This is a genomic window from Vibrio sp. YT-19(2023) (genome assembly GCF_033337395.1).
The window spans coordinates 68,676-93,592 of the sequence record NZ_JAWOQN010000019.1 but is presented as its reverse complement, the minus strand read 5'-3'; the positions used below and the strand labels follow the sequence as shown (position 1 = coordinate 93,592).

Annotated in this window: 24 protein-coding genes; 19 read left to right on the top strand and 5 right to left on the bottom strand. The window is 44.5% G+C overall.

The window, feature by feature from the left end:
• Positions 1 to 116 precede the first annotated feature (116 nt).
• From R7E78_RS15370 to R7E78_RS15360, 3 genes are all read left to right on the top strand, one after another.
• Entirely contained in the window at positions 117 to 506 is a 390-nt protein-coding gene (locus R7E78_RS15370; protein ID WP_021035869.1) for a cytochrome b562, read from the top strand.
• 218 nt (positions 507 to 724) lie between these two features.
• Entirely contained in the window at positions 725 to 1,084 is a 360-nt protein-coding gene (locus tag R7E78_RS15365) for a hypothetical protein (protein ID WP_063344780.1), read from the top strand.
• A 415-nt stretch (positions 1,085 to 1,499) separates the two neighbouring features.
• Complete coding sequence (locus tag R7E78_RS15360; RefSeq protein ID WP_318058027.1) at positions 1,500 to 2,939, top strand: PepSY domain-containing protein; 1,440 nt, start codon at positions 1,500 to 1,502, stop codon at positions 2,937 to 2,939.
• 52 nt (positions 2,940 to 2,991) lie between these two features.
• Here R7E78_RS15360 and R7E78_RS15355 read toward each other — a convergent pair whose 3' ends face one another.
• The 3 genes from R7E78_RS15355 to R7E78_RS15345 all read right to left on the bottom strand — a co-directional run bounded on the left by R7E78_RS15355 (position 2,992) and on the right by R7E78_RS15345 (position 4,886).
• Complete coding sequence (locus R7E78_RS15355; protein ID WP_213895953.1) at positions 2,992 to 3,375, bottom strand: VOC family protein; 384 nt, start codon at positions 3,373 to 3,375, stop codon at positions 2,992 to 2,994.
• 30 nt (positions 3,376 to 3,405) lie between these two features.
• Complete coding sequence (locus R7E78_RS15350) at positions 3,406 to 4,335, bottom strand: LysR family transcriptional regulator (RefSeq protein ID WP_213893263.1); 930 nt, start codon at positions 4,333 to 4,335, stop codon at positions 3,406 to 3,408.
• A 77-nt stretch (positions 4,336 to 4,412) separates the two neighbouring features.
• Positions 4,413 to 4,886 carry a hypothetical protein gene (locus tag R7E78_RS15345; RefSeq protein ID WP_213895952.1) on the bottom strand — a complete coding sequence of 158 codons (474 nt, stop codon included), beginning with the start codon at positions 4,884 to 4,886 and terminating at the stop codon, positions 4,413 to 4,415.
• A gap of 288 nt (positions 4,887 to 5,174) precedes the next feature.
• Between R7E78_RS15345 and R7E78_RS15340 the strand changes: the two genes are divergently transcribed.
• The 4 genes from R7E78_RS15340 (at position 5,175) to R7E78_RS15325 (ending at position 8,931) form a co-directional block, all read left to right on the top strand.
• On the top strand, positions 5,175 to 5,858 hold the full coding sequence (locus R7E78_RS15340; RefSeq protein WP_213895951.1) for a spondin domain-containing protein: 684 nt from the start codon (positions 5,175 to 5,177) through the stop codon (positions 5,856 to 5,858).
• A 9-nt stretch (positions 5,859 to 5,867) separates the two neighbouring features.
• Entirely contained in the window at positions 5,868 to 6,563 is a 696-nt protein-coding gene (locus R7E78_RS15335; RefSeq protein WP_005383999.1) for a spondin domain-containing protein, read from the top strand.
• 146 nt (positions 6,564 to 6,709) lie between these two features.
• Positions 6,710 to 7,441, top strand: a complete 732-nt coding sequence (locus tag R7E78_RS15330; RefSeq protein ID WP_041053947.1) for a response regulator transcription factor — start codon at positions 6,710 to 6,712, stop codon at positions 7,439 to 7,441.
• A gap of 116 nt (positions 7,442 to 7,557) precedes the next feature.
• Positions 7,558 to 8,931, top strand: a complete 1,374-nt coding sequence (locus R7E78_RS15325) for a HAMP domain-containing sensor histidine kinase (RefSeq protein WP_318058026.1) — start codon at positions 7,558 to 7,560, stop codon at positions 8,929 to 8,931.
• Between the two features lie 27 nt (positions 8,932 to 8,958).
• Here the strand turns inward: R7E78_RS15325 and R7E78_RS15320 are convergent, their stop codons facing one another.
• A complete protein-coding gene (locus R7E78_RS15320) occupies positions 8,959 to 9,474 on the bottom strand; it encodes a superoxide dismutase family protein (protein ID WP_104976434.1) in 516 nt (171 codons plus the stop codon).
• 541 nt (positions 9,475 to 10,015) lie between these two features.
• On the opposite strand from R7E78_RS15320, the gene R7E78_RS15315 reads away from it, so the two are divergent.
• The 12 genes from R7E78_RS15315 to R7E78_RS15260 all read left to right on the top strand — a co-directional run bounded on the left by R7E78_RS15315 (position 10,016) and on the right by R7E78_RS15260 (position 23,729).
• Positions 10,016 to 11,425: an aminotransferase class V-fold PLP-dependent enzyme gene (locus R7E78_RS15315; protein ID WP_213910488.1), complete on the top strand. Its 1,410-nt coding sequence runs from the start codon at positions 10,016 to 10,018 to the stop codon at positions 11,423 to 11,425.
• A gap of 62 nt (positions 11,426 to 11,487) precedes the next feature.
• Entirely contained in the window at positions 11,488 to 12,420 is a 933-nt protein-coding gene (locus R7E78_RS15310) for a transporter substrate-binding domain-containing protein (RefSeq protein ID WP_005375093.1), read from the top strand.
• Complete coding sequence (locus R7E78_RS15305) at positions 12,417 to 14,747, top strand: putative bifunctional diguanylate cyclase/phosphodiesterase (RefSeq protein WP_005375094.1); 2,331 nt, start codon at positions 12,417 to 12,419, stop codon at positions 14,745 to 14,747. The genes R7E78_RS15310 and R7E78_RS15305 overlap by 4 nt, the downstream gene beginning before the upstream one ends.
• A 212-nt stretch (positions 14,748 to 14,959) precedes the next feature.
• Positions 14,960 to 16,153 (top strand): glycine C-acetyltransferase, encoded by a 1,194-nt coding sequence (locus tag R7E78_RS15300; protein ID WP_005375095.1) that lies wholly within the window; start codon positions 14,960 to 14,962, stop codon positions 16,151 to 16,153.
• A gap of 44 nt (positions 16,154 to 16,197) precedes the next feature.
• On the top strand, positions 16,198 to 17,229 hold the full coding sequence (gene tdh / locus R7E78_RS15295) for an L-threonine 3-dehydrogenase (RefSeq protein WP_005394871.1): 1,032 nt from the start codon (positions 16,198 to 16,200) through the stop codon (positions 17,227 to 17,229).
• A 389-nt stretch (positions 17,230 to 17,618) separates the two neighbouring features.
• Positions 17,619 to 18,164: a spore coat U domain-containing protein gene (locus tag R7E78_RS15290; protein WP_005375099.1), complete on the top strand. Its 546-nt coding sequence runs from the start codon at positions 17,619 to 17,621 to the stop codon at positions 18,162 to 18,164.
• Positions 18,165 to 18,203: 39 nt separating this feature from the next.
• Complete coding sequence (locus R7E78_RS15285) at positions 18,204 to 18,701, top strand: spore coat U domain-containing protein (protein ID WP_033906710.1); 498 nt, start codon at positions 18,204 to 18,206, stop codon at positions 18,699 to 18,701.
• A gap of 20 nt (positions 18,702 to 18,721) precedes the next feature.
• Positions 18,722 to 19,027 carry a molecular chaperone gene (locus R7E78_RS15280; RefSeq protein WP_318058025.1) on the top strand — a complete coding sequence of 102 codons (306 nt, stop codon included), beginning with the start codon at positions 18,722 to 18,724 and terminating at the stop codon, positions 19,025 to 19,027.
• Between the two features lie 30 nt (positions 19,028 to 19,057).
• Positions 19,058 to 19,477, top strand: a complete 420-nt coding sequence (locus R7E78_RS15275) for a hypothetical protein (RefSeq protein ID WP_318058024.1) — start codon at positions 19,058 to 19,060, stop codon at positions 19,475 to 19,477.
• Positions 19,477 to 21,903: a fimbria/pilus outer membrane usher protein gene (locus tag R7E78_RS15270; protein WP_411913758.1), complete on the top strand. Its 2,427-nt coding sequence runs from the start codon at positions 19,477 to 19,479 to the stop codon at positions 21,901 to 21,903. The genes R7E78_RS15275 and R7E78_RS15270 overlap by 1 nt, the downstream gene beginning before the upstream one ends.
• On the top strand, positions 21,900 to 22,868 hold the full coding sequence (locus tag R7E78_RS15265) for a spore coat protein U domain-containing protein (protein ID WP_318058023.1): 969 nt from the start codon (positions 21,900 to 21,902) through the stop codon (positions 22,866 to 22,868). Before R7E78_RS15270 ends, R7E78_RS15265 begins: the two co-directional genes overlap by 4 nt.
• Positions 22,869 to 23,009: 141 nt before the next feature.
• Positions 23,010 to 23,729, top strand: a complete 720-nt coding sequence (locus R7E78_RS15260) for a carbonic anhydrase (protein WP_318058031.1) — start codon at positions 23,010 to 23,012, stop codon at positions 23,727 to 23,729.
• A 72-nt stretch (positions 23,730 to 23,801) separates the two neighbouring features.
• Here the strand turns inward: R7E78_RS15260 and R7E78_RS15255 are convergent, their stop codons facing one another.
• Positions 23,802 to 24,905, bottom strand: coding sequence for a mechanosensitive ion channel family protein (locus R7E78_RS15255; RefSeq protein WP_005375107.1), 1,104 nt, complete (start codon positions 24,903 to 24,905; stop codon positions 23,802 to 23,804).
• Between the last annotated feature and the right edge of the window lie 12 nt (positions 24,906 to 24,917).

The following is a 24,917-nucleotide window of genomic DNA, read 5'->3' as shown; positions in this document are numbered from 1 at the left end:
TTTACACTGCGACCCGGAAATACTCAACTAAGCTAGTTTTTCGCCTCTTATGGCGTAGGTTATTTGGGTGAATAAAGCCGACACAGAATTCGGCACTATAAATGGAGAAGTGAAAAATGTTACGTCCTTTAGTCCTAGGGTGTGCGATTGCGTTTGGCTCAACATACGCAATGGCAGAAGCGGTTGATTTAAAACAAAACATGAAACAGATGAAGATGGAATTCAAACAGGCGGCAGAAGCATCTGATGTCGAAACCATGAAATCTGCGATTGATAGCTTGCAAGCGATTGTTGAACAATCTAAGCGTGGTAATTACCCACCAGAGAAGTTTGATACTTACTTAGAAGGCTTTAACAAGCTGACGGTAACGCTAGATAAGATTGAAGCGGATCTTGATGCGGGCAAGCTACAAGAAGCAAAAGCTCAACTGCGTGAAATCGATAGTCTTCGTGAAGAGTACCACGACAAGCGCAATCCAAGCATTTGGAGCAAGTTGTTCGGCTAATTATCTACTGAGCGGAGCATTTGCTCGTGGCAGTGGGTTACGCGTTATCTCTAAGTAATGAATGAACACATTATCAGCCTGCCATTTCGGCGGGCTTTTTTGCGCCTGTCAATCGATGCATTCAAGAAAACCTGTGAGGTAGCAACCACTTATTGATCCTGTTTTTGAGCTACCACTCAAAATTGGTTACGCTGTGTGAAATTTGTTAAGTCACCGTTATGCGTAGATTAATTCCTTTTTACCGCTCGATGTTATTTGCTAGTGCTCTCAGTTGGGTGCTAGTGACGCTGATGCCTGTTATCAATGCTCATGGTAACAGCATGGGCGTGTGGGCGACGCTATGTACGCTTAACGGTTTTGAATTGGTTCAAATAGAAGAGGGCGACAATTCGGTCAGCCACAAAGGCAAGCCTTGTCCGTTTAGCCACTTCTCGACTTTTCATCACGATACACTTCCAACGACACCAATACTCTCAAGACTGAGCTTGGTGATTTCTGACAGCTACGCTTATTTGGCTCTAAGTGTGCGATTTGAAACACCAGTTCCTCGAGCGCCGCCAGTTTCCCTTTTCTCATAACAAAAACAATTACACGATACCCAAGTAACCTCGAGATGCTTGGTTCAGCGAGAATGACTTGGTTTGTAGACGCGGCGGCGATTTAAAGGTCTAGTGGGTCTAAATCAAGATATCGACAACAAAGTATACAAGCCAAGGCAACTCGCCCTTCGGGAGCGTGTCATTGCTCCGATTGCTGCTTCAAACAACTTGGAAAGAGTTGTCTATTACACAGCGTTGTTTTCTTTGCACTCGAATCAATGACAACGCTCTGAATCCAGCATCTTGAAGTCACTTGGGTATATAGTCAGCAACACTGCCACTTCGAGCAGTGGTACTCCCAAATCTAAGTCAATTAGCGCCGCATACGAATGCGTATGTGCAGGATGCGTTTGGCTCAATTTGGGTGTTCAACAATGAAAAAAGGAAAATACACATGTTGAGAAACTCGGCAAAGCCTCAACTCAAGGAAGCCTCACGCGCAAAATCCATCTACTTTATGACGTGGCGATGGCACTTCTACGCAGGTTTGTTCGTCATTCCATTTATGCTGATACTTTCCCTCACGGGGTTAGTGATGTTGTTTGATGATGAAATCGAACTGGCTCGATACGAAGCGACATTACAAGTTTCACCACAAGAGCAAATGGTTCCCGTCTCTGCACAATTGGAAACCGTAAAGCAGGCGTATCCCGATTTTAATGTCACTCAATTTGTACCTGCTAAAACGGCCGATATTGCCAACCGATTCTCGATTCAAAACCAAGAAGGCAGCTCGTTGATTGTTGCAGTAAATCCTTATACAGGAGACGTACAGGGCACCATTAATCGTGGTGACAGCATCTATGAACTGAGGAACAGCATTCACGGTACGTTGCTCATCGGAGACTTAGGCGACCGTTTAATTGAAATCGCCGCCAGTTTAGGCATTTTACTGTTGGTGTCTGGTTTGTACCTGTGGTTACCAAGAGACAACGCAAGCCGTGCTGGCTTTTTGAAAATTCGTTTTGGCAGTGGAACTCGTATTTTGATGCGAGATCTGCATGCGAATTTAGGTGGTGTGCTATCAATTGTTCTGTTGTTCTTTTTGATTTCAGGTCTGTCTTGGGCTGGGATATGGGGCGCGAAAATGGTGCAAGCTTGGAATACCTTCCCAACCTATTACACATGGGGTGAGAAACCAGAGTCGACACTGACACACAAAGACCTGAATCATGGTGCATCAGAAGAGATGCCATGGAACTTAGAGCTTGCTGCTGTGCCTGAATCGAAAGACAAACCCGCTCATGATCATGCCAATATGAAGGAAGATATGGCATACGCAGGCAACCATGATGCGCTCTCCATTGATGATATTGTCCTCAAAGCTGAAATGATGGGCTTCACTGGCTATAAGCTGTTTTTGCCACGCTCTGAGACGGGCGTTTACACTGTTGCAGCTAACTCCATGGGTGGCGATATCTCCGACCCAAGACAAGATCGCACCAGCCACTTTGACCAGTATTCCGGTCGCTTGTTGGTGGATGTAACGTGGCAAGATTACAGTTTGTTTGCCAAGTTCATGGCGGCAGGTGTGTCATTGCACCAAGGCGATGTCAGTGTGCTTAACAAAGTGCTCAACGTAATGTTCTGTTTGGCGTTCATCTTAATCTCAATCACAGGTGTGGTGATGTGGTGGATTCGTAGACCAAGTCGCAGTGCCGCATTGGGGGCGCCACCTAAGTTCCAGCAAGACGGCATTTGGAAGCTTGGTTTAGTAACGTTGGTGGTATTGGGTCTGGCGTTTCCGATGGGCGGTTTGGCGATTGTTACGGTTCTCGCTCTGGATTGGCTGCTGTTTAACCGCGTTGAGAAGCTAAAAACGGCGTTGCGTTAGCAATACAGAAAAGAGTGGAATAGTAAAAGAGCCAGCGAAGTGCTGGCTCTTTTTATTTCTGGTAAATCTCCAGTGGCAAGCCATCTGGGTCTTGGAAGAAGGTAAATGCTTTGCCTGTGAATTCGTCAATACGAATTGGCTCAACTTCAACGTCATTCGATTCTAGGTAGGTTTTCACCTGTTCAACATCATCAACCAAAAACGCGAGATGTCGCAGGCCTTGTGCTTCAGGAAAGCTCGGTCTTTTAGGTGCGCCCGGAAAGCTAAACAGCTCAACTTGGCTACCGTCAGGTAAAGCGAGGTCAAGCTTGTAGGAGTCTCTGGCTTCACGATAGTTCTCGGCAATGACTTTTAACCCCAATACTTCAGTGTAAAAGCGTTTTGACCTTGGGTAGTCGCTACAAATGATCGCGACGTGATGAATAGCATTAAACATGGTTAGCCTCTTCAAGCATGACTCGTATCCTTAAGCATGGTTAGTGCCCTCGGAGACTAAATGCTCCTTAACGAAGTCGATAAACACGCGCAGACGAGCAGGCATGTATTTGGTTTGTGCATACTGCATCGCGATAGCGCCGTGGTAGTTACTCTTGATCATCCAATCCGGCAATACCTCAACCACTTCCCCTTGCTCTAACGCGTCTTTGATCACGAAGTCATGGAAGATTCCAATTCCCAAGCCAGACTTAACCCCATTCAAGCGCATTTGAGAATGGTTAACGGCGTAACGTCCACTCACGGCAATCGAGTGGAAAGCTTCCTCTTTAAAGAACGACCAGATGTTGTCTTTGTCGTTCTCGGCAAGGTAAATGCAGTCGTGCTGCTCAAGCTCAGTGGGATGCTCAGGCATACCGTGTTTGGTGAGGTAATCTGGAGAGGCACACAAAACAAGGTTGGTCTTGCTGATCTCTTTGAGGACCAGATTCTCATCGGGTTTATCGGTGAGCTTAAATGCGACATCAATTCCTTGGCGGAACAGATCGATCTCACCATCTGCTGCACGCAGCTTAAGCTGAATATTTGGATAACGTTCAAGGAATGGCAAAACAAACGGTTGAAGCACCGAATTAAGAAATGCTTCAGGGGCTGCTACTGTGAGTGCGCCTGTTGGCTCAGCATGATCTTCCGCAGATAGCTCAACGGCTTGCTGCGCGGCATTCACCATTGCGATGCTTTGGTCGTAAACCTTTTGCCCAGCTTGAGTGATGATCAACTTACGAGTCGTGCGCTCAAACAGTTTCACCGAGAGGGCTTGCTCTAATCGTGTGATCAACTTACTTAAAGCCGATGGCGTCACGCCGAGTTGTTTGGCTGCAGCGGTAAAACTGCCTTCGTTTACCACTAAGATAAACGAAGCAAGATCAGGAAGTAGGGCAATGAGTTTTGGATTAACCATAATTGTTCAGTTCTGCGCAGCGGAATAACGACATTGTCTGGTACGGTTTCACGAGGTTCAAGTGCCACCGTCTCGCTTTAACGATATTTTGCCAAAAATGCATTGAGTGCAGGCAAGCCAGATTCACCAGTATGGTATTGCTGCCAACAGTGATAAATGGCCGTTTCGTGGTCTGCAATCAACTCGATAGCTTCTCGCTCAGCGATTGAATACTGCTGTGAAGCTTTCACTTCTTCATGCCACTCTTGATACTTGACCTCATAAGGCTCCACCCACTTCAGAAGAGTCGCCACCAACTCTTGCCATGGTAAACCAATCCACTTGGTTGCGTCTGCCAAGCCTTTATCCAACATCTCTTGGTGTCGACTTTCGATATCCATGCCATTTGTCAGCAGTACAGGTTTGAGCTTTTCTGCGGTTAGCTCTTCCACTTCAATCAAGGTTTGCCACAGCGTTTGTTGTTCACTTTGGGCGTAATAGCTCAAGTAGTGGTTGAAAAAAGCGATGCCGTAGATTTCGCCATAGTAGGCAGACAGAACGTTATGAATCATGGTGAGAATCGTGATTTAAACAGAGAATACCGCATTGTAGGAGGGGAAAGCGCGAAGTGTAAATAGCTGATTAAGAGTAAAAAAGTGCTGCTGACAGAATTCGAACAAAACTTGTGAGAATTTTATGAGAATTCGATGAAGTTGCTGATAGATTTGCTCGTCATTCTTAGAGGCAAGAACGCAAAACGTTCGAAACGTAATGCTTAACCTACTCAAGTCACGAACAAAGAAGTAAAGCCGTACAGATGGGCTTGGGTAGTTCAACCCTCATTAAAGGATGGAATCACAATGAAAAAACGTACCCAACTCGGACTCGTCATGACTTCAGTCGCTATGGCACTAGGCTCTGCATCAGTGAATGCGGCGGAATTGGAAATCACCGTGACAAACGCAACCAAAGGCATCTACTTTACGCCTCTTATTGTTGCCGCACATGGCTCTGATCTTCAAATGTTCAGAACGGGCCAAGCAGCAACGCCTGAACTAGAAGCAATGGCAGAAGGCGGTGATATCTCTGGGCTTGCTAGTGTGATTGGTAACGCTGGTGGTGCGGTGGTAGAGAACCCTGCTGGTGGCATTTTGAACCCAGGTGTGGCAACCACCTTCACCTTGGATAGTGGCGACCACGGTTATCTTTCTCTGAGCGCGATGTTGCTGCCAACCAATGACGGTTTCGTCGGTCTGGATAGTTGGAGGATTCCAACGGAAGCGGGTACATACCGAGCAACGCTAAGAAGTTACGATGCTGGTACAGAAGCGAACGATGAACTTGCGTCCAGCATGCCAAACCCACCTTTCATTACCTTTGGTACTGGCGGCACAGGCGTTGAAGCAACGGTAACTAACGACAAAGTTCACGTGCATCCGGGTAACCTTGGTGATAGCGACCCAACCGGCGGCATCAGTGACCTAGACAGCAGCAGCCATCGTTGGTTAAACCCAGTTGCAACCATCACAATCGTTGTGAAGTAAGGGGGATGTATGAAATACAGAATCTTACTAGTAGCAGCTTCAGTCGGCTTGCTCGCCGGTTGTCCAAGCGATGATGATAATGACGTAGTGAAATCGTACCGCTACACCGTCAACGTGGCGAACTTGACTGCGAATCAACCTATGTCTCCGCTTGCTGTACTCACTCACAATGGTGACTACCAACTGTTTGAAATTGGACAAGCGGCATCTGTTGAACTTGAGCACCTTGCCGAAGGCGGTAGTAACGCTGAGCTGATTGAGTTGATGAACAGCAATGACAGTGTTTACCAAGGTATTTCGGGTAATGGATTGGTGTTGCCGGGGGCATCGGACGAAGTCACCATCACGGTTGACCCTAGTCGTTACGGTTACTTGTCTGTGGCGTCTATGTTCGTGAACACCAACGATGCCTTTGTTGGCGAAACGGGGCTATCGCTCAAATCGCTCGCAGTGGGTGAAAGCTACGAAATGAGCATGAACGTTTGGGATTCCGGCACAGAACTGAACGATGAACTTGCTGCAACCATTCCGGGCCCAGCAGGTGGCGGTGAGGGTTTCAATGCCGCTCGTAATGACAGCAATGACGTTGTTGCATTCCATGCGGGTGTTGTTAGCCAAGATGACGGATTAGCAAACTCAGCACTCTCTGCGAACCATCGTTTCTTGAACCCAGGTGCGAAAGTCACCATCACTCGAGTCGAGTAACACAGGCTCCGATGACGTCTCCTTTCCAAAGCGCTTGTAGCCGAGCGCTTTATCCCTCATGGCGTCATCGGAACCTTTTTTGAAAGAATTTCTAATTTGTTCCGGTCATGTGCAAAGTGAGGATACTCGAAGGCAAGGAAAGGACCATGGAACAACAGGCAATCAATTTAGTCGCGAACATCTTGTTGGTGGAAGATGACGATGATTTGGCAGAGCTGGTTCAGATGCATCTCAAGTTTCAAGGACACCAAGTGTCGCGAGCCACAAATGTCGCCGATGCTAAAACGCAATACCAGCAACAACCCTTTGATTTATTGATCCTTGACCGAGGTTTACCAGATGGTGATGGTCTAGACATTTGCCATTATTTGCGTCAGCAACAAGATTGGAGCCCAGTGCTCATGCTGACAGCCAGAGACGGTGAAATGGACAAGGTTGACGGTTTAGAAGCGGGCGTTGATGACTACATCACTAAGCCATTTAGCGTATTAGAATTCCAAGCACGAGTGCGAAACGTGTTACGCAGAGTCAGCCAAACCGCAGAAGCAAAGGTGGCAAATGAAGTCCTCGACGATGCGATGGATTTTGGTCCGCTAAGAATCATTCCGGAGTTGCACCAAGTATCCCTAAACGACAAAGACGTCACTCTTACCGCGACAGAGTTTACTTTGCTGCAGTTTCTCGCGACTCGTCCGGGCAGAGTTTACAGTAAAGATGAATTGCTCGATCACGTTTGGAACACTAGTCATTCTGGTTATCACCACACGGTGTGTAGCACCATTAACCGTTTACGCAGCAAATTGTCGTTGTCTGATTCTGATCATCACTTCATTCAAACTGTTTGGGGTGTTGGGTATAAGTTTCAACCAAGACACTAATGCAAGAAAGTAAGTCAAAACATCAAGCCAAGACAGTAAGTCTGCAGTTGTTTTCACCGTCATTTTTCAATCATCACGGGTGTTTCGGAAACACCGCTGTTTAAGGAGGCGATAGGATGAGCTTCAAATCTCGCTTGGTAGTATTTACTAGCTTGTGGTTCTGCCTCGCGGCGGTGGTGATTGCACTGACTTACAATTGGCAAAAAGAAACCATCGAGTTACGCACTAAACAAAGCCTGCATAAAGAGCTAGCTAGCCACATGCGTGATGATAACCCGCTGATGATCGGGACGGATTACAATCCGAAAGCGCTCAAGTCGATTTTTCACACGCTCATGCTGATCGGCCCTGATTTTGAAATCTACTTCCTCGATAGCCAAGGTAACATCACCACCCATGCAGCACCGGAAGGGGCGGAGATCATGGGGAAGGTGGATCTCAATCCCATTAAGCAATTCTTAAATGACCAACCTTTTCCTATTTTGGGTGAAGACCCACGTAATCGTGGTGAGCACAAAGTCTTTTCTGTCGCCGCGATAGAAGAATTAGGCTCTACGATCGGTTATCTCTACGTGGTGATTGGCAGTACCCGACATGACGCCATTGCCAATGCTCAAGTCGATACTCCTTACATCGCGCTGGCAGGATTGGTCTTAGTGTCCATTTTAGGCTTTGCTCTTGGGGCTTATGTGCTGGTCAAACGTAGCCTATTGAATCCGATTGAACGTGTGACCAAGCAACTTCAACAACAAGCTGAACATGATTTCCGCCTGCAACCTGATTTTACTCACCAAGTGCCGGAGCTCGTGCCGATTGCGCACTCTTATCAGATGATGGCGAAGCACATTCAGCAGCAGTTTTTACAGTTGGAGTATCAATCGTCTCATCGTCGTCAAAGCTTGTTGCAGCTTAGCCATGATTTAAAAACGCCGTTATCGAGCGTGCTTGGCTATTTGGAAACGTGGCGTTTGCAACATCCGGAATCCGATCCTTTGATTGACGTCGCTTTCCGAAATTGTGAGAAGCTCTCAACTCAATTGCATTCTTTGTTAGACGCCGCGCGCAAAGAAGCTCCAATGCCAAACTACGAGTACCACCCCGTAGATCTTGGCGCGTTGATGGCAGAATGTGCCGAAACGATGCAGAGCCAGTTTTCTCGTAAAGAAGTGGTGTTGAAAGTGGATATCGATAGCGAAATCCAAACCGTGGGTGACAAGGGGCTATTGGAGCGGTTGGTATTGAACCTGCTTGAAAATGCATTGCGCCACAGCCCAATCGGCTCGGAAGTGCATTGCCAAGCACATTTGAGTGAGGATAAGTCGCGTATCCACTTTACCTTCGTCAATCACATCGAGGAAGAAGCGGAGGGCGGTTCTTTGGGGATCGGGACGAAGATTGTTCAATCGATCTTAATGCTTCACCACAGCTACCTTGAGACCAATGCAACATCCTCTCAATATCAACAGAAGTTCACACTTCTCGCAATCTAAAGAGAAGTGTGAGACATAAGTTAATGTTTATTCAATAACACCACATACGACGCGAGCGCCGCCACCACCTAGCTTACTTGGGTGATCGGAGTGATTGTCACCACCTGCATGGATCATTAACGCTCGACCTTTTAAATCTGATAATTTTAGGCGAGGCGCGACAACGGGCTGATTGGCATTGCCGTCCATGTCCACATAGAGTGGAGGCAAGTCGCCTAAATGATTGTCATCGGTCCAAGGATAGCCATGCTTCCCTGTGTTGTTAGGATCATAATGGCCACCTGCTGCGCCGCCTAATACGGTTTTGTCATCCTTTTCTATGCTATCGCAAGATGGATTAGTGTGAACATGGAAACCGTGCACACCTGCTGACAAACCTGATAATTGAGGCGTAAAAACAACGCCATAATCACTTTGTGAAATCTCAATGGTACCCGCACTCTCATTGGTGTTGAGAGCAGTCATTTCTACCGTTTTCGCTAGCACGTTAGGGGCGGCGACAAGAGCGGATGCAACTGAAATGCATAGCAATCCTTTTAACATGGGACCTCCTTCTTTTAGGGTGTACGCTCAAGCACATATTAGTGAAAACCTGTTGTACTTATGTCTGTTGAGCGGTGAGTTTATGTCATAGAGTGATGTGTATCACTTTATGGTCTTAAACTGATATCTCGATCCGAAATCAGCTTTCTTTTATTTAGTCTTAACATGTTGAGATCGTTAAGATATAAAAAGAATAGACGCCAATCTTAAAATAGCCTGAATATTTTTAAATTAACGCAAAGTTAAATTTTTAATGACTTTATAACAAAGCTCATAATTGTTTTATAAAGAATTTGGTGGAATTGTCCGCAATAAAGAATAATCAAATTAACGAATATATTAATGTGAACATTGTTGTTTATAGATTTGTGGTCAAACTGTTGCTTATATCATCAAATAAGATAAAAAATTGGAACTAAAGTCACTTAATGGCAGAGGAAAAAATTAAACTCTGATTGTAATGGGTAATAATGTTTTAGTAACAGATAGTTACGCACTTAAAATTAATAATATGGCTAATTTCCGACAAGGATTGAAAAAGATGAAAGACAAGGAATCTATTCAGACTAATAGCAGCCGCCGTAATTTTCTGAAAGGCGCAACAGGAGCTGTTGTTGCTGGTGTGAGTGCTTCCGCTTTCTCAGGCGTAGCTCAAGCACGAGAACAGAAAATTGATTGGAGCAGCCGCGGGCTAGGTAGAAAACACGATAAGCGCTTCTGGCGTAAAGTGCGAAGACAGTTCGTTTTGGATAAACGAACCACTTACATGAACATTGGTACAACAGGTTCAATGCCAAAACATGTTCTTGAAGATTACGAGCATAACAACAAGCTGGTGGCTAAATACCCTTGGGATATGAAAGGCAAATTTGGCTCTTGGCCGTATGTTTCTGAGATGGTTAAAGACGTCGCACCAGGTTTTGGTGCTAACCCAGAAGAGATCATTCTCAGCCGCAACACTACTGATGGCTTATGCTCGATCATTAATGGCTTACACTTTGAACCAGGTGATGTGATTCTAACGACACACCATGAACATATTGCTGCAACATCACCTATGAACGTAGCGAAACATCGTTTTGGTGTGGATGTGGTAGAAATTCAACTACCAGTATTTACTGGTACCGAAAACGTTTCTGAGCAAGATTACATTCAAGCGTTCCGAGACGCGCTTGATGCGAATCAAAACGTTCGCCTAATTGTTTTCTCTCATATCACATACAAAACAGGAACCGCGCTACCAGCAAAAGCCATTTGTGCTTTAGCAAAAGAGTATGGCGTACCTACTCTTGTTGATGGCGCGCATACGGTCGGTATGTTTGACCTTGATTTCCACGATATGGATTGTGATTTCTATGCAGGATCTGGTCATAAGTGGCAGTGTGGTCCGGGCGCGACAGGTATTCTGTATGTTCGTGATAACGGTAACCGTTTGAATGAGTATTGGAGTGACCGAGAGAACCCGTTATGGTTGATCAACTCCTCACTTTCTCATGCTGATTACCTAGGTAAACAGCTGCAAATGCAATACATTGGTAACGATAACTATCCTGCGAAACAAGCACTAGTTGATAGTTGCAAAATGTGGGATGAGATTGGTCGAGACCGTATCGAAGAGCGAGTTGTAAGCCTTGGTAGTTTATGTAAAACCTTGCTTCAAGAGTACTTACCACAAGCCAAAATGTATTCACCAAACGTGGAAGGCTTAACCAGTGGCTTAACGACGGTTAACCCGTTCCCCGATGTAACTAATGAAGAGATACTGACGGAATTCCGAGATCGTTTACGTGAAGAGTATGGTTACATCATCCGTACGACTAGCTTTAAGCTGCATAAGGATGATGACTTTGATACTTACGCGCTGCGTATCTCTACGCATTTGTTCCATGACGAACAAGATGTGGAAGGGCTCGTAGTGGCGATGACGAATTTGTATTACTCGTCGTTCTAACATCGTTGTTTATCACTCAAGCGCCCATTATTGGGCGCTTTGTGAAAGGTAAGGATATTATTATGTCAGTCATAACATTCAAAAGAACTTTAGCGACGGTGGCGCTCATGGTTACCTCTGTTGCGTCGTCTGCCGCTTGGTCAGACGATTTACAACAAATCCGTGAACGCGGTGTACTGCGTCACATTGGTGTCCCGTACGCTAACTTTGTCTCCTATATTGAACAAGGTGAAGTGGAAACTTTGACTGGCTTGGATGTAGAGATAATAAAAGGTTTTGCCAAGTCGTTAGGTGTTCAGTACCAGTATGTTCCAGCACAGTGGAGCGACGTGGTTGGTAAGTTGACAGGGCAAAATGTGCAATATCACAACAAGCAGGCTGTTGTCGGAGAAAGTGTTCCAATTGAAGGCGATTTGATCGCAAATGGCGTTACTATTCTTGATTGGCGCTCTGAGGTTGTCGATTTTTCACAAGATTATTTTCCTTCAGGTGTATGGTTGGTTTCCAGATCCGACTCTAGTCTGAGCCCGATTAAACCAAGTGGGTCGGTCGATGAAGATGTTAAAAACGTCAAGCAGCTGATCGATGGTCGCGAAGTGTTAGCTTTAGAACATTCTTGCTTGGATCCTAACCTTTATGACTTATATGACACAGGTGCAAAAGTTATATTACCTGATGGGGCGCGTCTCCTTAATGAGATGGTTCCAGCGATAATGAAAAATGATGCGGAAAGCACATTATTAGATGTTGCGGATACGCTAATTGCCCTCGAAAAATGGCCGGGTGAAATAAAAGTCATTGGCCCTATATCTGAAAATCAAAAAATGGCTGTTGCATTCCGTAAAAATTCCCCTGAATTACGCAAAGCATTTGATCGTTATTTAGACTCGATAAAAAAAGACGGTTCATACGAAAAACTAGTAAAAAAATACTATCCATCTATTTACTACTTTTATAACGATTACTTTATAGAAGATAAAAAGAAAGTCCGATGAATAAGGCCGTTAAAAAATTTTCCAGTAAAAGATTTATTACAATAAGCGCAATATTAGTTTCAATTTACTTAGCTATGCTTATTACTGTGACTAGCGTAGGTCAAAATAAGTTAAAAGAATCTCAATACAGAGAACTAGATTTAAAAGTAAAAAGTTATGCAAGCACACTCGATAATTTATTTACCATAGCGAGTGAAGATGTTGATAATCTAGCTACAGATAAAACAATACAAACATTCTTTGGTAATTTAGCTTCTGGCATGTCAATGGAGTATGGGTTAGGTGCAAGTTTAATTAATTTAAAGCGTCGCTTCGATGAGAAGATAGACAGTAAGCTAATTAATAGCAGCCAAATCTATAAGAAGCTCACGCTGGTAGGCAGTGATGGAGTCACCATTGTCACCACTGGATCTGAAAACCTTGCCGAGCACAAAATGGACATACAGACCTTAATGACTCAACACGGGCATCCCGAAGAGGTTTGTGCGACGCGATACAATGATGACGTTCGCATTCAAGTCATTAAGCAAGTTAAGTTCTCCGGAAAGCCTGTTGCCTTTTTAATTGCCGATCTTAATAAGAATATTGTTATTGACCAACTTACTAACCAAGAACACGAAGATAGTTATAGCCGAATGGTGCTAAAAATAAAAGACGTGGAAATGGTTGTATGGGATACCATAAATAAAACACCTTCTCACAATAAGGATGAGAATTATTTCGTTTCTGAGGCTGTAGACGGAAAAATTTACTTTGAAGTTCCTGTGGATAAACATCACTTCAAATTGATGGCGTGGTTCGAGCCTTTGAGTGAACGAGATATATTTACATCACGGCTCTTTATTATTGGTTTGAGTATTCTGGCCGTTATGATCGTCATTGCTTTATGTTATGCATTCATCACGAACAATAATAGGATTGAATTGAAAATTAAGCTTGAGGAAGAAAAAAAGCGTAAAGATATTCTTTCTCAACAGAATAAAAAATTAACGAACGAAATTGAACGTCGAAAAGCGTCTGAAAAAGAACTCGCCTTCCAAGCTAAATATGACACATTAACCAATTTACCTAATCGTAGTTATGGTTCCGAGCGATTGGCTTTGGAGTTAATTAGGGCATCGCGTAGTGGGTCTAAAGTTTTGGTGATGTTCATCGACTTAGACCACTTTAAGCAGATTAACGATTCAATGGGACACTTTGTTGGGGATGAAATCCTTAAACTCAGTGCTCAGCGACTGTATCAAGTCGCGAGAAAAACAGACTTATTGGCGAGAATTGGTGGGGATGAGTTTTTACTCGTCATCCCTGATTTGCCTGATAATGATACTGCAAAGCGAGTTGCTTCAAGTGTACTTTCGGCGTTTAACGATCCGTTTGTTTGGAACAACCATGAATTCTTCTTGAGTAGCAGCGTCGGAATGTCTGTGTTCCCGGATGATGGAGACAACGCTGAGCAGCTTCTTGCATGTGCAGATATGGCAATGTATCGGGCGAAACAAGATGGGCGTGATGGCTTTTGTTTTTATAACCATAATATGAACCAAGACTTGCAACGCTACTTAGATCTGGAAAATCGTCTGAGAAGTGCGATCTCCAATCAGTTGTTAGAGCTGTATTATCAGCCAATTATTGAGCTGAGTAGTGGTAAAATCGTAGGGGCAGAAGCGCTAATGCGTTGGAATGATGACAAGTACGGATTCGTAAACCCTGAAGAGTTTATCTCTATTGCAGAGAAAAATGGTTTAATTCATCAAATTGGTGAGTTTGCTATTCAACAAGCGTGTCGACAAGCGGCACAATGGCAGAGTCTGACTCCGTTGTTTGTTTCTGTAAACTTTTCTAGTGTTCAATTTAGGTACTGCGAGCGCTTACTTACGTTTATTAAACACAGCCTTGAGGAGTCTGGTCTTCCGTCAGATAAGTTCGATATTGAAGTGACAGAAAGTCTCCTCTTCAATCACGATTCTGAGCTATTAGACATGCTTAATAACTTACGAGCGTTAGGCACCAAACTTACTATTGATGATTTTGGTACTGGTTATTCTGCGCTGAGTTACTTGCAGAAGTTTCCGTTCGACCGCTTAAAAATTGATCGTAGCTTTATGCAAAATATGTTCGAGAACGACTCAGACCGCGAGCTTGTGAACGTAATCATAGCAATGGCAAAAGCGCTGGATCTTAAGATCGTCGCAGAAGGCATCGAAGAACAGCGTCATGTGGATTACCTGAAAAACCTAAACTGTGAGTTCGGACAAGGTTTCCACTATAGCCGACCATTACCTGCTAAGGACTTTGAAGCACTTTTGGCTAAGCCTACCTGGCTATAATTCCTTTTATAACAAACTCATAGAAAAGCATTAATCGAATTTGTGCCTAGGATTCATTAATGCTTTTCCACCTTAAGGTATAATCCTTCCTCCTTCCTTGAATTACACTACAATTAATTGATGAGTGATAGCCCGTGACGCCCGTCACATAAAGGCTAAGCCTAATTCTAAACGAGTAAATACTCGCCAAAATAACTAGGAAGGAATTTCAAATGTCTTCTGCATTCTACCAACAGATTCAGCAGCAAATCGAAGAAGTAAAGGCGGAAGGCCTTTACAAATCAGAGCGTGTCATCACGTCTCAACAGCAAGCGGCTGTTAAAATCTCTACTGGTGAAGAAGTACTAAACTTCTGTGCGAACAACTACCTTGGTCTTGCTAACCACCCGGCACTTATCGAAGCGGGTAAAGCAGGCATGGACGAGCACGGCTTTGGTATGGCTTCAGTACGTTTTATCTGTGGTACGCAAGACATCCACAAAGAGCTTGAGCAGAAGCTTTCTAAGTTCCTAGGTAAAGAAGATACGATTCTTTACACATCATGTTTCGACGCAAACGCGGGCCTATTTGAAACTATTCTAGGCAAAGAAGACGCAATCATCTCTGACGCTTTAAACCACGCGTCAATCATCGACGGTGTTCGTCTATGTAAAGCAATGCGTTTCCGCTACTCAAACAACAACATGGAAGAGCTAGAGCAACAACTGATCGCTGCGAAAGAAGCAGGTGCTCGCCACATTCTTATCGTAACGGACGGTGTGTTCTCAATGGACGGCGTAGTAGCAAACCTTCCGGCTATCTGTGACCTAGCAGAGAAGTACGGCGCGTTGACTATGGTTGATGACTCTCACGCTGTTGGCTTCATGGGCAAAACAGGTGCAGGTACGCACGAGCACCACAACGTGGTTGACCGTATCGACATCATCACTGGTACGCTAGGCAAAGCAATGGGCGGCGCTTCAGGCGGTTACACATCTGGTAAAGCGGAAGTGATTGACTGGCTACGTCAGCGTTCTCGTCCATACCTATTCTCTAACTCTGTTGCACCAGCAATCGTAAGCGCTTCTATCCGCGTTCTAGATCTACTAGAAGAGAGCGGTGACCTACGTGATCGTCTATGGGAAAACGCAGCACACTTCCGTACTCGTATGGAAGACGCTGGTTTCACAATGGGTGGTGCTGACCACGCAATCATCCCAATCATGCTTGGCGACGCAAAAGTAGCAGCAGAATTTGCAGAGCGTGCGCTGGAGAAAGGCATCTACGTAATCGGCTTCTCATTCCCTGTAGTACCAAAAGGTCAAGCACGTATCCGTACTCAAATGTCTGCGGCGCACTCTCGCGAGCAACTAGACCGTGCAATCGACGCGTTCATCCAAGTTGGTAAGGACATGGGTCTTATTTAAGATTCTAGGCCTTAGACAATAGGGCCTTTAATTAAGGTTACATTATGAAAATTAAAGCATTATCAAAGCTAAAGCCTGAAGAAGGCATCTGGATGACTGAGGTTGATAAACCTGAAGTTGGCCATAACGACATTCTGATCAAAATTAAGAAAACCGCTATCTGTGGTACAGACGTACACATCTACAATTGGGACGAATGGTCACAAAAGACAATTCCAGTGCCTATGGTTGTCGGTCACGAATACGTGGGTGAAGTGGTTGCGATTGGTCAGGAAGTTCGTGGCTTTGAAATCGGTGACCGCGTATCTGGCGAAGGTCACATCACGTGTGGTCATTGTCGTAACTGTCGTGGCGGCCGTACTCACCTATGTCGTAACACGATTGGTGTGGGCGTTAACCGCGAAGGCGCATTTGCAGAATACCTGGTTATCCCAGCGTTCAACGCGTTCAAGATCCCAGACGAGATCTCTGACGACCTAGCGTCTATCTTTGACCCGTTTGGTAACGCAGTACACACAGCACTTTCTTTCGACCTAGTAGGCGAAGACGTGCTTATCACAGGTGCTGGCCCAATCGGTATCATGGCAGCGGCAGTAGCAAAGCACGTTGGTGCTCGCCACGTAGTGATCACAGACGTGAACGAATACCGTCTAGAACTTGCTCGTAAGATGGGTGTAACACGCGCAGTAAACGTGGCTGAAGAGAAGCTAGAAGACGTAATGGCTGAGCTAGGCATGACAGAAGGCTTCGACGTTGGTCTAGAAATGTCTGGTAACCCAGCAGCATTCAACTCAATGCTAACCACAATGAACCACGGTGGTCGCATTGCACTACTCGGTATTCCACCGTCAGACATGGGTATCGACTGGAACCAAGTTATCTTCAAAGGCTTGGTGATCAAAGGTATCTACGGTCGCGAAATGTTCGAAACTTGGTACAAGATGGCTTCACTGATCCAATCTGGTCTGGATCTATCGCCAATCATCACGCACCACTACAAGATTGACGATTTCCAAGAAGGCTTCGACGTAATGCGCAGCGGTATGTCAGGCAAAGTTATTCTTGATTGGGAATAACTTATTCAAGTAAGAAATGCGCTCCTTTTTGGGGCGCATTTTTGTTTCATGAAGATTTTTGTTTCGGGAAGAAATGGTCGCCAATCTTTTCTAAACTTCTCGTATCGTTCTGCTACTTTTTTTAGATTTTTTCCACTCAACTTCACCCTACCTTCTAACTAATTGTCGATTCTGTATTTGGAATAAGATAATAACCATTTGTTTTTGGTGGTTATTTTTTAGCATCATATGCTTAAAAATCGTCATTTTTAAGTTTAATGTTTTTATTTGCTGTTCGTCTTTATCCTTATCCTGCTTCTTTTTATTGTTTTACATTTTATATGCATTTGGTTTGTCATAATTGAGCTATAACTAATAAAAAGGTTACCGATATACAGTGGAATGTAAAAATGGAGCTTTATATGAAAAGATTTTATCTGATGATGCCTCTGCTCTTAACCTCATTTAGTTGGCAAGCGAGTGGAGCGTCAGTGAGCGGTACGATTGATGTTTCAATTAACCTTGTACAAGGTTGTGTGATTAATGGAAATAATGCGGTAGATGCAGCTTCTGGCGTTGGCTTTGGCTCACTCGCCTTTGGAGACGTGCCTGCAATCTTCAGTGAACAAGATGGTGTGGTAAATGGTGGTAGTGCGACGGGTATTGAAGTGCTTTGTAGTAACGGTGTGACACCGACGTTTACATTGGGCACCGGATTGTATGATGCAAGTGCGACCGTTGGTACCTATGCGATGTCAAATGGCGCGCAATTTATTGATTATACGTTGTTTACCGACTCAGACCGAAGCACACAAATTATACAAGGCGGGACGGTAGCTCTGTCTGAATTTACTAGTGCAACATCGCAAACTATTGAGCTTTTTGCGAAAGCTTACGGTACGAGCAGCATTGCCGGTACATACTCCGATACCATCAGTGTGACGCTAAGCTGGTAAAACGTGACGCTGGTTGTTAGGGGCTTTTCACTTGTCGCGATGAGTTTGTGCTCTTTAACTGTGCTGGCTGATGCGACACAAACTTTTCAGGTGTCTGCCACCGTAGATACAGGTTGTTTGATTAACGGCGTAGTACAAGAAGAAAGCGCAACCCAAGCCGGGCAAATAGGCACGTTAGATTTTGGTGAGCATTCTTCAGTTTACGCGACGGAAGTACAAGGCAGCATCACTTACAGTTCATCACTCACATTAAGTTGTACTCCGGGTATTACGATGAATGTTTCCGTAAATGGCGGGATGAATGCATCGGACGGTGTACGTAAGCTAAAGCACAGTGAAGAAGCGACAACGGTAGATTACTTTTTGTTCCAGGATCTAAATTACACGCAGGTGCTTGATATTGACACGCAATATTCCGTCGATACTGACCAAGACCCAGATAATATTCAGTTTCCTATCTGGGCAAAGGCGACAATAAATGGGAATGAAATGGCTGGAATTTATATGGATACGCTTACGCTGACATTAGAGTGGTAAGTGAACTTTGGAGGGGTGAAATGGAAGTCATACTCAAAAAACTATTATTAATAGCCTTCCTTTTTGTTTTTTTCTCAAATGCCAACGCTAACTCATTATTAATTTGGCCAATTTACCCCAAAATATCAGAGGAGAGTAATGCAACATCACTTTGGATGGTAAATAAAGGCAGTGTTGATTCTTATTTACAGGTGAGAATTTTTAAGTGGGAACAAAACGAAGGAGAAGATAGTTATTCAAGTCAAAGCCAGTTAATTGCAACCCCTCCGTTTGTCAAAATTGAACCAGGTGAAAAGCAGTTAATCCGCATCATCAACCAAGATTAGGCCTCTGCGGGTAAGGAGTATGCATACCGAGTGATCATAGATGAATTACCGCCAACTCAAAACCCTCAAACAGAATTGACGGAAAATGAACTCGCTGTAAAAGTCCGAATGCGTTACTCGATACCTTTGTTTATTTACGGGAAAGGGCTGACTGATACTCAAAAACCAAACCGTGACAGTGAATTATGGGGTGATTTACAGGCACAGTTTATTAAGAAAAATAATCAGCGTTTTGTTCACATTAAAAATTCAGGAAAACACCATGTTCGCTTAGTGAATTTACAGTTGAATCTACCAAATAAAGATCCTGTCGTTATTTCCGATGGACTAGCTGGCTATATTCTTCCTGAACAGTATAAGGTTTGGTCTATTCCCCATAGTAATGTCAGACCCTTGAGTTTGAGCGCGAATATTGGAGGTAAACGTTACCAAATACCATTGAAGCAATAATGAATAGATTTAATACAATGAATGCTTTCTTTTGGTTGGTATTACTTAGCGTAACGTGGAGCAGTATTGGTCTTTGTGCAAATTCAGCAAACCACTTCTCTGAGCTACCGAGTCCTGAAAATTTCTCATTAGAAAAGTTTGAGAATATTAGCCTCAATCTGGAGTTGGTGATCAATCAAAGAGCAACCGGGCTTGTTGCGAAAGTTGAGCGAGTTGGCGATCAGTTCTTTTTGCTCCGGGAGGACCTCATTTCAGTTGGGGTTACCGCCAAGTCGTTGCCTGGAACTGAAGAGAGACTTGAGGTTACGTCTATCCCAGGAGTTAACGTGCGTTACTTGCAATCGTCATTGCAACTTACAATTGACGTACCGCCTAATTGGTTACCGATGCAGAGCTTATCAGCGCAGGATATGGGGCGATTTTCCCCGGCTCAGTTTGGGCGTGGTGGCCTGCTTAACTACAACGTATTTGGTGTGTACGAGAACGAAAGCCGACAAAAGGAGGTTTCTATAAATCATGAAGTCAGAGCCTTTTCTGAGTTTGGCGTTTTTTCTACTACCGGGATATTTAAATCTAACTTTCATCGCGATGTTCAGTCCCAGCAAAGCAGCCAGTACACTCGTTTTGATACGAGTTACGAGTACGTCAATCAAGAGAAGCGAATTCGTATGGAGGTAGGGGACTATATTGTTCGCCCTTTATCTTGGAGCCAACCAGTAAGACTGGCGGGTATTCAGTTATCACATGATTTCTCTATGCGTCCGGATGTCGTGACGACGCCGTTACCTGCATTTTACGGTGAAGTCACAGCGCCCACTACGTTAGATTTATTTATCAATGGCTTTAAAACTGACTCAATGAATGTTGGTCCCGGTCCTTTCATTATTAACGATATTCCAATGCTCTCTGGTGCTGGGGAAGCAACGGTAATTGCAACGGATGCTCAGGGTAAGCAAACGGTCATGACCAGCCCATTTTTTCTCTCTTCCGATCTACTCAAGACCGGATTTACATCTTACAGTGCGAGTATTGGTGCGATCAGAGAAAATTTCGGTAATGCATCTAACGACTATGGAGACGGTGGCGTGGTTACCGCTCTGCGTCATGGCATGACTGATTGGTTAACATTAGAAGCTCAAGCTGAAGCAAAAGATGACCTGATCGTTGCGGGGCTGGGCTTTGTCACCAATGCTTTCAACTTAGGTACGGTGGATGCCTCGTTTCGTGTGAGTAATTTTCAGGATCAATCTACCTCATATGCGCTAGGTTATAGTTATCAGTCTCGGTTGTTTAGCTTCGCTGCTCGAACTCAAGTAGAACAAGCCGACTTTTATACCTTATCTCATTTACCAGATTACGAAATGCTCGATGACGGCAAGGACGCTTCACTCGCGTCGCGCCATCTATCACAAATCAATATGGGAGTCCGCTTGGGAGATTGGGGCTCACTTTCTGGTGGGTACTTTGATATTCAACAATCCGACTCAGATTCACGTACCCTAAATCTTACTTATAGCTACGCTCTGCCTTTTAATATCAATATGTCCCTTTCTTACAACCATAGTATTGGTGGTCAGAGTGTTACGCTGGCGCAATTCTCTCTACCTTTCAGTTCTTTGGGGGGAAGTTCGGGGTTAACGCTGAAAAGAGAGGATGATGGCGATGTTAGAGGGCGAGTGGGTTACAGCCGCCTTGCGCCAATACGAGGTGGGTGGGGCGTCAATTTAGCGCATGATATTAACGAGGACCCAGAAAACCGTAAACAGGCCGATTTGACCTACCGTGCGTCATGGGCGCAGTTTAGAGCGGGGTTAAATGGCACCAGTGGCGACTATGATTATTTTGCGGAAATGGCAGGTTCAGTCTCTACGTTGGATGGAGAAATATTCCCAGCGAATGAAGTGTATGACAGCTTTGCGGTAGTGAGCACCAGTGGTTTTGAAGGTATTCCGGTTAAATATGAGAATCAAATTGTCGGAGTGACAGACGATGAAGGTTACTTACTTGTTCCTTGGGCTACGGCGTATTACACCGCCAAATATGAAATCGATCCACTTAATTTACCAGCCAATGCTGCGTTTTCTGCGACAGAGCAGTTTGCTTCGATACATTCGGGCTACGGCTACCTGTTAGAGTTCCCAATAGAGCTACAAATTGCACTGAGCATGACGGTGGTAGACGAAAATCATTTGTTCCTTCCGATTGGTACATATGGCCGCTCAGAAACGGGCTTAACAAGCCAAATTGGTTGGGATGGTTTTACGTACTTTGAAGGCGTTGACCTAGGCCGCTATATTCAGTTTTATCCTCAAGGACAGTCGCCATGTAAAGTGTTTATTGAGGGGTTGTATCAGCGTGACAGTCAAAAAATACAAACATTGCCTGAGCAGGTTTGTATCAAAGCCGAAGAAGAGACCGCACTATGATTTTGCGCAGCTGGTTTGCTAGCCTACTTCTCTTTTTCTCATGCTCGACAATGGCTTGTCAGCTCACGGCGGCAGCACCTTTAATCTTGTTTGGCAATGTTTCTTCGTTTACTGTTTCAAGCTCTCAGCAGCAAAGCTCAGCTCAGCCTCATGCGGGGATTACGTGTGACTTTTCTACACTTGTGTCTTTGTTAAGTGGCGACTACGTATCAGCAACGTTTAACAGTATAAATAATGGTTTGCTATTAAATGAGGATGATCCGAGTTCGGAGCTCAGCTATCAGATTTTTGGCGATCCAGGTCTTTCACAAGAGTATGTATTCGGCCAAACTTACAATTTTTTTGAAATCGGGTTACTCGATTTACTCGGGTTGTTTGGCACTCAAGCTGAGTTTCCGCTTTATGCTCGGACGGGAGTGGGTAGTAATCTTTCCGCTGGGACTTATAAAGACCAAATCACCGTATCCTGGAATTGGGATTACTGTAAGGGGATCGGGGTTCTAGGGGTATGCATTGGCCGCGCCAATGGCAGCGCTCAAAGCGTGATTACGGTTGAGTTGCAAGTGACCCCTGATTGTATGATCACAGCGCCAGATATTGATTTTGGTTCGTCCCCATTAGTGGCCGGTTTTGAACCGGTCAGTCAGGTTATATCGTTAACTTGTACCAAGAATAGTTCCTTCTCCATTGGCTTGAATGACGGCCTAAATGCGTCCGGCGGTCAGCGGCGAATGATTTCTAGTGGTCACTATTTGGAGTATGAAATCTATAAGTCATCAACGATGGAGCGCTGGGGAGGAACCAGTTCTGAACGTCGTGAACACAGTGACGTCGATACTGGCGGCTCCATTCCTGATGGTATCACTCCACAGAATTATAATTATCGCGCGCAGATACTAACCAGCCAAACGGCCCCTCCTGCAGGTACTTACACCGACTCAATAATCGTTGACGTTCAATTTTGAGCATCATGTCAATTACATCATTAGAGGCTTCTATTCCAAAAATCTTTTGTAATCATAGTTTTCACTCTGTCACTGCTTAATTTTGTGAGATTAGTATGTCTTTATTCTCACGGAATTTAACTTTCAGAAATAAGGAAAATGATGAAGAAGTCACTAACAACATTAGGTTTGGCACTGGTATTTACAGGAACAGCTTATGCAGCAAGCTGGGGCTACGAGGGAAACCATGGGCCAGCTCATTGGGGTGAGTTTGCATCTGAGTGCGCGAAAGGTCAAAACCAGAGCCCAATCAACATTGAATCGGCGACCGAAGCGAAGCTAGAAAAATTGAATTTCGACTACGAAGGTAAGGCAATTTCACTGCTGAACAACGGTCACACTTTACAGACTGGTTTAGAAGGTAAAAACACACTCACCATTGATGGTAAAGAGTTTATGTTGAAACAGTTCCACTTCCATACGCCATCTGAAAACCATATGGATGGTAAAGAATACCCACTAGAAGTACACTTTGTGCATGCCGACAAAGTAGGTCATCTAGCTGTTGTCGCGGTGTTCTTTAAACTGGGTGACGCGAACCCAGATCTAGCTAAGATGCTAGCTAACACTCCAACTAAAGATCAAGATGTTACCATCAAGGTTCCATTTGATGCGGATGCCCTTATCCCAAGTGATAAAGACTACTACCGCTTTAACGGCTCACTAACGACACCACCATGCTCTGAAGGTGTGCGTTGGTTGGTGATGAAAGAAGCACAAACTATTTCTCCTGAGCAGATAAAATCTTTTTCGGAAGTAATGGGGAAAAACAATCGCCCAATCCAACCGCTGAATGCACGTATAGTGTTAACGCAACAATAACCACTTCATGCGAAGAAAAATAAAAAGCCCGCTTAAACACAGCGGGCTTGATTATTTGGGTATTGGTGAGAACTAGAAGCCGTGATCTTCTTGCTCTTCCGCTTTTACCATTTGTATAGGATCAAGCTTAAGCGTCTGAGTAGGGAACGCGATATCTGCATCGTGTTCTTTAATGATGTTGATTACCTTAAGCAGTATGTCCTGCTTAACCTCATGGTATCTCACCCAATTCACGGTTTTAGTAAAGGTATAGATAAAGAAGTGCAATGATGATGGACCGAATGTATCGAAGTTGACGATAAGTGTTTGGCGTGCATCAATGTCTTTGTGATTTTTCAGCATTTCTTTTACCGCGGTGATAATTTGCGGCATTTTTTCAGCATCGTCGTAACGAAGTCCAATTTTTTCGTAGATACGTCGGTTCAGCATGCGAGATGGGTTTTCTACGACAATGCTGCTAAACACTGAGTTTGGCACATACAGTGGACGCTTATCGAAAGTTCGGATAATGGTCATACGCCAGCCAATGCGTTCTACCGTCCCCTCTATTTGTCGGTCTGGAGAACGGATCCAATCGCCAACTTTAAATGGACGATCGAAGTAGATCATAAGACCTCCAAAAAAGTTAGACAGCAAATCCTTCGCCGCTAAACCGACGATCAAACCACCAACACCACCGAAGGTAAGTAGGCCCGATAGTGACAGACCAAATGCCTGCATTACGGTTAGAATTCCGACGGTAATAAAGAACAGGCGCGCGACCTTAGCTATCGCTTGTACTGTTGTTTCATCTCGGTTCTTTTGTTCGAGAACATGCTCTTCAACATTGGTAATGAGCCGCATAACGGTCCATACGAAGATGCTGATGATTAAAATCAGTTTCAGCGTACTTAACCAGTTTATTTTATCGTTGAGCTCGCTCTCCAATATGATGCCGATAGAGACGGTTGCTGGCCAACACCAAATGAGTGTACTGACTGGCGCTTTTAGCGCATCAAGCAACATGTCATCCCAGTGGAAGGGCGTTTTCTCTACGAGCGCAGCGAGGCGAGAGCGAATCAGCCGCCAAGCTATCCAAGCTATAAAGCTAGCGAGCGTAATGAAAAGGACGCTTCCACTCCAATTTTGATGAGACGTTTCAATGTAGCTTTGTAATTCGGTAAACCACTGTGGCATATGTAACTTATT